This window comes from Pseudomonadota bacterium (assembly GCA_010028905.1).
GTDB lineage: Bacteria > Vulcanimicrobiota > Xenobia > RGZZ01 > RGZZ01 > RGZZ01.
Map to the genome: position 1 here is coordinate 1 of RGZZ01000161.1, position 9,990 is coordinate 9,990.

A 9,990-nucleotide genomic window follows, 5' to 3' on the forward strand; every position below is an offset into this window, starting at 1 on the left:
ACAACGTGACCCTCACCTACGATCCGTCGACGCTGGGGGCCTACCTCGCCCTCTTCGGGCCGGTGCGCCTGCAGACGCTCTCGGTGGTGAACTTCTGACCGCGCTGAATCGAGCGTCGCAGGCACTCACCGCCCGATAGGTCGTCTCTTTCACGGCAGGCATTGTCTTTTGGGGCTCGAAACACGACAACATGCGTGTGAACGACCCTCAGTCCACTGCTTTGTGCGGCGTGCGAACGATGCACAGGGTGCAGCGGGGCTTCTCGTTGCTCGAGCTCATCGTGTCCATCGGCATCATCGGGGCGTCGCTCATCCTCGTGGTGGGCATCTTCACCGTGCTCATCAGCGGGAGCCAGAAGGCCTCAGACCTCACCAGCGGAAGCGTCGTGGCCGATGGTCTTCTGTCGCAGAGCATCTATCAGGTCAACAGCTCGTCGCTGGCCCTCACCATCTTCAACCAGGTCTACAGCACGCCCTATCTCTTTCGGGGCGGTACCTACCAGCTGAACAACACGGTCTACTTCTACAAGATCTATCTCACCGACGTGCAGGCGGGAAACGCGGATCTGAAGTGGTCGGGGGTCGACAACGGGAACGGTGGTGACGCCAACCTGAAGCGCTTCGACGCGGTGGTGTGGTGGAACGACGCCTCGGCGGCCGCCCAGACGAGTGCCTCGAACCTGTCGAAGAACCAGTCTGCGCAAGCCCAGGGACAAGGGGTTCAGGAGGTTCATCAGATGCGCATCTTGTGGCCCAATGGCACATTCTGACCGCTTTACGGCCGCGCGCGCTCGCGGCGCCACCCTCATCGAGGTTCTCGTGGGGTGCGGCGTGTTCACGTTCCTCATGCTCTCGTCCATCGCCATCATGAACATCGGCACGGGCGGGTATCGGGGCGTCGAGTCGAAGGCCGACGTGGCCCGTCAGCTCAACAAGTTCGAGGCTGACATCACCACCGAGCTGAAACGAGCCTCCCGCGCGAGCGTGGGGGTCTACACACCGACGTCCGACTATCGATGGGCCCTGTGGTTCACCACCAACATGAACGCACTCGACGCGGTCGACGCCACCCTCAACCCGACCGTTCCTCTGGGCAACTCGCTCATTCCCATGACCGACCCGAACGGCGACCCTCTCCCGCAGCGCTACATCCTGTACTATGTGACCCGCATGGATCGCACGCTGCACGAGAAGGAATACGGGTACGCCTGCCAGTCGTACGGCAACGACACGGGCCCGGATACCACCTGCCCGCACAAGTGGATCGTGAAGAAGGAGGTCTATCTCAAGCAAGGGCAGACCTCGGGCAACGACACCATCGGGGTGCAGAGCGATCCGCAGTCGGTCACCAACCTGCAGGCCACGTCGCTGCACCTGCTGCGAGACTCTCCCAGCGTCACCCTCTCCGCGCTCACCAACCAGTGCGACTCCGTGAACGTGGGGAGCGTGGTGCACCGCGCACAGGTGGTGGCGCAGAACGTGCTCAGCTTCGAGATCACCCGCCTGGCCCTTGCGTCTGACACCCTGTCATCGCCTGTGGTCAGCGCCAACGGCCCCATCGTGCTCTTTGACGTGAAGGTCTTCAAGACGCTGCAGGCGGGGCGTCACAGCAGCGCGGGTGCCGCGAGCGTGGCCAGCGTGCAGTTCTCGTCGTCTCAGTCGACGCCGGCCGGCAACCTCATCGACGTGTCGAGCAGCGTTGACGCCACCGGCACGGTCACCGTTCACACCAACAGCTCGATGTCGAGCTCGGCATCGGCTTTCACCATACAGCTCGACAATCGTGTCATCCCGCAGAATCCGTGAGCAAGCAGGAGGAGAACATGGGCAGCAGCGCCATCTCAACCGTGAAGCGGGTCGCACGCACCCGTCGCGGGGTCTACCTGATCTCCACCCTGCTCCTGCTCACCTTCCTGGTCATGCTGGGCGGCGCCGTGGCAGTCTCGTTCCAGCAGGGCCTGGCGTCGTCGAACAGCTTCAACAACCGCCAGCTTGCGCTGAACGCCGCCATGAACGGCCTCACCTATCTGCAGGCCCGCCTCGAGTCGAATCCCAGCGTCTATGGCCCTGGCTATCACTCGACCTCGAATCCGTACCTGTTCAAGACCCTCGACGGCACCTTCAGCGTGCGCGAGTCTCAAGACACCACGTCAAAGGCGGTGAATGTCTGCGGTTTCATGAGCACGTCGGTGTCGGGCGTCGCGGGTGCGGGTGACGCCACCACCTACACCCTCTTCCGCGCCTCGTTCAACGGGTCGTACAGCACGTTCTCTGCCATGCCCCAGAAGGTTTCGTGGTCGTTTGTGAACTTCAACGGCGTCAGCTGGCAGAATGCGCTCGGCGACATGCCCTACGTGTCGATGAACAACCTGCTCCGCTCGTCGCAGCTCACCGCGGGCTCCTCGTACACCGCTTCGGGTGGCATCTTCAAGACCGTGCCTGGCGGAACGGCTGACGTCATCGTCGAGGGCATGGTGGTCACCTCTGACGGTACGATCATCACCCGTCGATCTGTGGAGTGCATGTACGACCTCAACGGCATGCAGTCGACCAGGTCTGCGGGGGCGGCCACCGCCGCCACCGACATGAACCTCAATGTGTACCAGTCGACGACCAGTGGTGGCGCACTGAACGTGGGGGCGGCCACCACGGTCAACGAGTCGCTCGCGGGCAATGCCGGACTCGCCGCGAACAATGGCAACATCAACATCACGGGCGTCGATGTGTCGACCTCGACCACCTCGATTCCCGGGTACTCCGCAACCTCGAAGGCATCGCTGAACGGCAGCGGCCGAGCCCTCACGTACAAGGGAACCGGCCAGACCGTGCCAGCCTCCATCACAACCAGCACGCAGAACCAGAACCTGGTGCAAGACCTGGCCATCGCGCCCCCATCGGTGCAGGTGAGCGACCTCCCGACCCAGGCGACGCCCGCGACGCTCGCGGCGGGCACGTGGGTGGTGTGGAACAATGCGGTCTATCACTACCCTGTCGACTACGATACGAGCGTCTCGCTGAACACCCAGGCCAGCGGCCCTACAGCCAAGGGATGGTCCGGCGGAACAGGCGGGAGCGCCCCCACCTACAATGGCGTCGGACCTGATGCCCAGACCCTGCCCGCCGGCGTGGCCTTCGACAACAAGACCAACACCCTCACCGTCAGCAGCGACGTGCTGGTGAGCTCGGCCAACGGGGCAAACGGCTTCGCCTTTGTGGTGGCGCCGAACTCGAACCAGTCGGCCACGGGGACCAACTCGGCCAATGTGGGCAGCGCGCAGGTCGTCTTCGATGCGTCGAGCGGTTCCACGCCCCAGCTGCGCTCGCCCGGTAGCGTGGCGGTCATGGGCAATGTCACGGGGCAGGGCGCGGTGGTTACCACGGGCCTCTCGGCAGGCAGCGCGAGCGCCGGTGACATCACCGTGGTCGGGAAGAGCTCTCTCGACCCCCGCTCTGACAGCGGGGTGGCGCTCTACTCGGCAGGCGACGTGAACATGCTCCAGCTGAGCTACGCCCAGTCTCCGTCCACGGTTCCTTCGGTGGGCACCACGCTCTCCAACGCGGGCGTCAGCGCCGGCAGCGGTGCTTCCGGAAACATCACGGGGGTGAACATCACCAGCGAATCGGCCGCGGTCTACAGCGCCTTGACGCAGGCCATGCAGGTCAAGTCCGGCCAGCTCTCGAGCAGGCTCTCCTACGACGCGGCCTCCCTTCAGTACTCCTTGAACCTTGCGTGGGACAACTGGTATTCGGCCGCCAAGACCATAAAAGACGCCAACCCGGTCACCGTGACCTACATGGGCACGACCTATTCCGGCAAGCTCAAGGACGTGCTCTACAAGATCGCTGACGCGTCGGGAGACGGTACCTCCAAGTGGTGGATCAAGGAGCACTCCTCCACGGCCATCGGAGGGTTCCTCGTCACGGGAATGGGCAATGTGACCACCCCCCTCATCTCGGCCAGCGGGTTCACCACCACCGGAAGCGGCGGAACCTGGTTCAGCAAGACCTCGACCTTCTCCGCCTCCACCTTTGCCAGCTATCAGTCGAGCGGCACCAACGTGACGACCACGACGGCCACCGCGTCTCCGGGAACGAGCACGGGAACCGTGGCTCCGGCGGCTCTGAACCAGACGTTCTCGGGTCTTGTCTACGCCTCGAAGAACCTGAACATGCGCAACGCCCTGGGCAACATCTCGGTGAACGGCATGGTGGTGGCCTACGGTGGAACGCCGGGCAGCACCTCGTACGGCACGAACGGCGGCTCGCTCAACCTCTCGGCAAATGCGGTCTCCCTGCTCTACGATCCCAGCACCCTGGGCCCATACCTCTATCTCTTCGGCGGGGTGAAGCTGCGCGTGGGGAGCCTGGCGAACTTCTGACCTGCTTCGCCGCCGCTCTTATGCATACGAAACGCTAATGCCCGACGGGGAACCGTGGCTCGAATGCGGGCGTTTCTCGTACAGGAGCAGCGCGACCGAACCTTCGTCGCGGCAGGCTCTTCGACGAGGCGCTGGCAGGGCCCATGGCGTGCCAGGCGACCGTGTTCAGAGGAGGTTTCGAGATGAGATTCGACAAGCTCACCGTGAAGTCACAAGAGGCGCTTCAAGCCGCCGTGCGCATGGCCGAGGAGCGCGGACACCAGGAGGTTCAGCCGGAGCACGTTCTCTTCGCGCTGCTCGAGCCAGCCGACGGCCTCGTGCGCCCCGTGCTGCAGCGCATCGGGGTCGACATCGTGGCGCTGCAGGCGGCTGCCGCCGATGCGGTGTCGCGTCTGCCCCAGGTGCACGGATCGGGCCGTCAGGCCGCCCTGTCGCAGCGCGCGGCCAAGATGCTCGAGCGCGCCTTCGACGAGGCCAGTAAGATGGGCGACGAGTTCCTCTCCACCGAGCACGTGCTCATCGGCATGCTCGCCGAGCGTGACGCGGGCAATGTGGCGGGGCGGCTGCTCGCGAGCGCCGGTGTGACGCCGGAAGTCTTGATGAAGGTGCTCGCCGAGCTGCGCGGCACCCACCGGGTGGCCGACCAGAACCCGGAAGACAAGTTCCAGGCCCTGCAGAAGTACGGGCGTGACTTCACAGAGCTGGCCCGTCGCGGCAAGCTCGATCCGGTCATCGGGCGCGATGACGAGATCCGTCGCGTGATGCAGGTTCTCTCGCGCCGCACCAAGAACAACCCCGTGCTCATCGGCGAGCCCGGCGTGGGCAAGACCGCCATCGTCGAGGGCCTGGCCCAGCGCATCGCCGCGGGCGATGTGCCCGAGAGCCTGAAGGGGCGCCGCCTCATCTCCCTCGATGTGAGCGGCATGGTGGCGGGCGCCAAGTACCGCGGCGAGTTCGAGGATCGCCTGAAGGCCGCCCTCAAGGAGATCACCGCGGCGCAGGGCGAGGTGGTGGTGTTCATCGACGAGATTCACACCCTGGTCGGGGCGGGCGCCGCGGAAGGGGCCATGGACGCCGCCAACATGCTCAAGCCTGCCCTCGCCCGCGGCGAGCTGCGCTGCATCGGCGCCACGACGCTCGACGAGTACCGCAAGCACATCGAGAAGGACGCCGCCCTCGAGCGTCGCTTCCAGCCCGTGATGGTGGGTGAGCCTTCGGTCGAAGACACCATCGCCATCCTGCGCGGGCTCAAGGAGAAGTACGAGGTGCACCACGGCGTGCGCATCCGCGACGCCGCGCTGGTGGCCGCGGCCACGCTCTCGAACCGCTACATCACCGAGCGCTTCCTGCCCGACAAGGCCGTCGATCTCATCGACGAGGCGGCGTCTCGGCTCAAGATCGAGATCGACTCGATGCCCACCGAGATCGACCAGCTCGAGCGGCGCATCATGCAGCTCGAGATCGAGAAGACCGCGCTCTCACGCGATGACGACGCGGCCACCCGTGAGCGCCTGTCGAAGGTCGAGGGCGAGCTTGCCTCTCTGCGTGAGTCGTCGAGCGAGATGCGGGCGCAGTGGCAGAACGAGCGTGACTGCATCAGTCGCTCGCGCGCGCTGAAAGCGCGCATCGAGGCGCTGAAGGTCGACGAGCAGAAGGCCGAGCGCGCGGTCGACCACGCCAAGGTGGCCGAGATCCGCTACGGGCTCGTGCCCGATCTCACGCGCCAGATGGAGGCCGAGAACCAGCGCCTCGCCGAGCTGCAGAAGACGCAGCGCTTCCTCAAGGAAGAGGTCGACGAAGAAGACGTGGCCCAGGTGGTGGCGCGTTGGACCGGCATTCCCGTGGCGCGCATGCTCGAGGGCGAGCTCAAGAAGCTGCTCGCCATGGAGGAGCGCCTCGAGCTGCGCGTCGTGGGGCAGAACCACGCCATCGAAGCGGTGGCGAACGCCGTGCGCCGCTCTCGCGCGGGGCTGGGCGATGAGAACCGCCCCACGGGGTCGTTCATCTTCCTGGGCCCCACGGGCGTGGGAAAGACCGAGCTGGCGCGCGCCCTGGCGGAGTTCCTGTTCGACGACGAGCGCGCCATGGTGCGCATCGACATGTCGGAGTACATGGAGAAGCACGCCGTGTCTCGCCTTCTCGGCGCCCCTCCAGGGTATGTGGGCTACGACGAGGGCGGCCAGCTCACCGAGGCGGTGAGACGCAGGCCCTACAGCGTGCTGCTCTTCGACGAGATCGAGAAGGCGCATCCGGACGTGTTCAACGTGCTGCTGCAGCTGCTTGACGATGGTCGTCTCACCGACGGTCAGGGACGCACGGTCGACTTTGGCAACACCATCGTCATCATGACCTCGAACATCGGCTCGTCGTGGATACAAGAGCTGGGCGCGCGTGACGAGGGCGCCATGCGCAACCGCGTCACCGAGGCGCTGCGTGAGCACTTCCGGCCCGAGTTCCTCAACCGCATCGACGAGACCATCATCTTCCACGCGCTCGAGCGCGGCCAGATCGATTCGATCATCGACATCCAGCTGCAGCGCCTGTCGAAGCGCCTGGCAGATCGCAAGATCACCTTGCGCCTCGCCACCGACGCACGCGCCTATCTTGCGGAGCAGGGCTACGATCCGGTGTACGGCGCGAGACCGCTGAAGCGGGCCATCCAGCGACTCATCCAAGACCCGGTGGCCATGGCGCTGCTCGGCGGGACGGTCAAGGAGGGCGACGCCATCGAGATGCGCTTGAAGGCGGACGCCAGCGGTCTCGAGCCCGTGGTGCTCGTGCCCGTGACGGTGTAGGGGCCCGCGCGATCAGTACGGCGAGTCGATCTCGATGGTCTGGTCCGGCGCGTCGAGGGTGCGCGTGAACGTGCGGCTGATCTCCTGGGCGCTCGCATCGCGTGCCCAGGTCACGCGCACGCTGTACGTGACGCCCACGGTGGCCCCGGCACAGTCGATGGTCACCGAGGCGCCGCGCTGGTCGTGGGTCCACGATCTCTGCCAGCGCGGGGTGGCGCGAGCGGGAAGGGCCGGCGTGATCGCAAGCCACAGTGCAAGAAGGGCAGCGGTCGGGCGTGTGGGCATGCGGCGGGGTTCGACGGATGCGGCAGGGGGGCCTATTGCGCGCGCAGCCCGCGCACAGGAGACCGCCATGCGTGGCGCGTAGTCCCGAGGCATGACCACCCCGCCCGAGCAGCTCGACCTCTTCGCCGCGCGACACGAACCGCCGAGCGCGCCAGCCTCTCGCCTGCGCATCGCGACCTGGAACGTGAACGGCGTTCGCGCTCGCGAGAAGCAGGTGCTCGAGTATCTCGAGACCGAGCAGCCTGACGTGCTCTGCCTGCAAGAGCTCAAGGCCGATGCATCGCAGGTTCCCGGCAGCCTCACCGGTCTCGACACCTACGCATGCTTCTGGCACGGGTCTGGCGGGTATTCCGGCGTGGGTCTGCTGGTGCGTCGCGGGGCCACGGTCGAGATGCCGCAGTTCGCTCATCCTGCGTTTGACTTCGAGAACCGCATCGTCACGGCGACGTTCGATCGCCTCACGGTGGCGTCGATCTACGTGCCCAACGGAGGCAAGGATCTCGACGCCAAGATGCGCTTTCTCGAGGCCCTCGACAGCTGGGTGGCTCACGAGCGGGCGGCAGGTCGCTCCCTCGTGCTGTGCGGCGACATGAACGTGACCCGCGCTGATATCGACGTGCATCCGAAGGAGCGTCGGGTGAGCAAGCCGGTCATCGGCCAGCTGCCGGAGGAGCGCGCACTCTTCGAGCGCATGCTCGCACACGGCATGGTTGACGCGGGTCGTCACCTCGCGCCGGAAGATGACGCCATGTTCACGTGGTGGCCCCCCTGGCGTCAGATGCGCCAGCGCAACATCGGCTGGCGCATCGACTACGTCGTGATCAGCAGCGATCTCATGGAAGGGCTCGAGCGCTGCGTTGTGCGGCCGGCCTTCGGCACCAGCGACCACGCGCCGGTACAGGCCGATCTTGCGCGTGCCGGGGTGCAGGCACCGCTGTCGTGAGCGCCGGCAGTTTCCCGTTGGCGCGGGCCAGGGCTCAGTGTGTGGCGACCGCTGCCGGTGCGGCGGTCGGCGCCTTTCCAGGCAGGTTCTGGGCCCACCACGCCTCGGCCTGACGCGCGCTCCAGGGCCTCGGCAGCGCGATGGCGGCCAGGCGGTCGAACACCTCGCGCGCGCTCTGCGGGCGCTTCTCGGGGGCTTTCTCGAGGCACTGCATGACGAGCGCCTCCAGCTCGGGGGGGAGCACCTTGTTCACGCGCTTCGATGGGGGAACGGGTGTGGTCTGCACGTGGTCGATGAGCACCTGGGTCGTGGCACGCTCCTCAAAAACGAGAACGCCCGTGAGCATGTAGTAGGCCACGCAGCCGAGGGCGTAGATGTCGGTGTGGGGGGTCACGGTCTCTCCTCGCGCCTGCTCTGGCGCCATGTAGGCAGGGGTGCCGTAGACCAGGCTCGTGCGGCTCAGCTTGACGGCTTCCGGACCGTCTGTCGATGCGGTCTTCACGAGCCCGAAGTCGAGTATCTTGATGAAGTCGTACTGCGTGCCGAGGTGGCACACGTAGAGGTTGGCGGGTTTCACATCGCGGTGGACGAGCCCCGCCTGATGGGCCTCCTCGAGCGACTCGCAGGCCTGCATGAGCAGCCACACGGCGCGGGCGGGGGCGATGGGGCCGAAGCGCTCGACCAGGGCCTCGACGTCGAGACCCTCGAGGAGCTCCATCACGTAGTAGAACGCACCGTCATCGGCGGTGCCGAAATCGTAGAGCACGACGGTGTGGGGAGAGCGAAGTCCCGCGGTGGCCCGTGCCTCGCGCTCGAACCGGGCAAGCGCGTTCAGATCGGCGTCGGCCTTTCCCGGGCTCGGGCGGATGAGCTTCACGGCCGCGGGTCGCGCCAGCAGCCTGTGGTGGGCGCGCCAGACCTCGCCCATGCCCCCGACACCGAGGCGGGCATCGAGGGTGTAGCTGCCCAGGTCGCGTGCGTCAGCGGCGTCAGCGGCCAGCTGGGTGAAGACCAGCGACGGCACGATGGCCAGGGCTCCCGCGATGTAGTTGTCGAGGAACAGCATGGCCATGTCATAGTGGGGGAGCGGATGTGGCTCCTCGCCCAGGGCAACGGCCAGCGTGTAGGCCAGAGGGCCCATCGACGCCGCGCAGAAGCCTGCCGCCAGCGCTTTCAGCGGGGGCGTGGGCACCAGGGCCGGGAAGAGCACGATGACGAGGCATGCCCACGAGATGCCGCCCTGGCGCACGTGCATGGCGCCGTTGGGAACCGAGAACTCCATGTACGACAGGGTGAGGGCGATGAGCAGCTCGTAGGCGGTGGCCACGCCGAGCATCAAGCCCAGGGGGATCTTTCGCCGATGGCACGCCGCCGAGAGCGCGAACGAGAGCACCACCGTCAGTCCGTCGATGCACACCCACGTGTCGCTTGTGAGGTATCCCAGGAAGCGCTCGCCGATGAGCAGCAGCAGCACCACGCCAATGGCGAAGCTTGCAATGCCGAGGCGGCGCGAGGTGTCGAGCTTGACGTTGGCGGGAACCACTCGCCGCAGCCTGCGCGCGTCAGGGGGATGGGACGGGGGAGCGCCC

General features: G+C 66.2%; 7 protein-coding genes. 5 read left to right on the forward strand and 2 right to left on the reverse strand.

The genetic code is table 11. The features are described 5' to 3' along the window. Positions 1 to 247: 247 nt before the first annotated feature. The 4 genes from EB084_12425 (at position 248) to clpB (ending at position 7,173) form a co-directional block, all read left to right on the forward strand. Entirely contained in the window at positions 248 to 769 is a 522-nt protein-coding gene (locus tag EB084_12425; protein ID NDD29061.1) for a type II secretion system protein, read from the forward strand. After that, on the forward strand, positions 756 to 1,805 hold the full coding sequence (locus EB084_12430; GenBank protein NDD29062.1) for a hypothetical protein: 1,050 nt from the start codon (positions 756 to 758) through the stop codon (positions 1,803 to 1,805). The genes EB084_12425 and EB084_12430 overlap by 14 nt, the downstream gene beginning before the upstream one ends. Further along, positions 1,802 to 4,378: a hypothetical protein gene (locus EB084_12435; GenBank protein ID NDD29063.1), complete on the forward strand. Its 2,577-nt coding sequence runs from the start codon at positions 1,802 to 1,804 to the stop codon at positions 4,376 to 4,378. The genes EB084_12430 and EB084_12435 overlap by 4 nt, the downstream gene beginning before the upstream one ends. Positions 4,379 to 4,560: 182 nt before the next feature. Next, the gene (clpB, locus tag EB084_12440) at positions 4,561 to 7,173 is read left to right on the forward strand and encodes an ATP-dependent chaperone ClpB (GenBank protein NDD29064.1); all 2,613 of its coding nucleotides are present in this window, start codon (positions 4,561 to 4,563) and stop codon (positions 7,171 to 7,173) included. 12 nt (positions 7,174 to 7,185) lie between these two features. Here the strand turns inward: clpB and EB084_12445 are convergent, their stop codons facing one another. Further along, positions 7,186 to 7,458 carry a hypothetical protein gene (locus tag EB084_12445; protein NDD29065.1) on the reverse strand — a complete coding sequence of 91 codons (273 nt, stop codon included), beginning with the start codon at positions 7,456 to 7,458 and terminating at the stop codon, positions 7,186 to 7,188. A gap of 163 nt (positions 7,459 to 7,621) precedes the next feature. Here EB084_12445 and xth point away from each other — a divergent pair, with 163 nt between their 5' ends. After that, the gene (xth, locus tag EB084_12450; protein NDD29066.1) at positions 7,622 to 8,401 is read left to right on the forward strand and encodes an exodeoxyribonuclease III; all 780 of its coding nucleotides are present in this window, start codon (positions 7,622 to 7,624) and stop codon (positions 8,399 to 8,401) included. Positions 8,402 to 8,435: 34 nt separating this feature from the next. On the opposite strand, the gene EB084_12455 is transcribed toward xth, so the two are convergent. Further along, the gene (locus EB084_12455; GenBank protein ID NDD29067.1) at positions 8,436 to 9,944 is read right to left on the reverse strand and encodes a serine/threonine protein kinase; all 1,509 of its coding nucleotides are present in this window, start codon (positions 9,942 to 9,944) and stop codon (positions 8,436 to 8,438) included. Between the last annotated feature and the right edge of the window lie 46 nt (positions 9,945 to 9,990).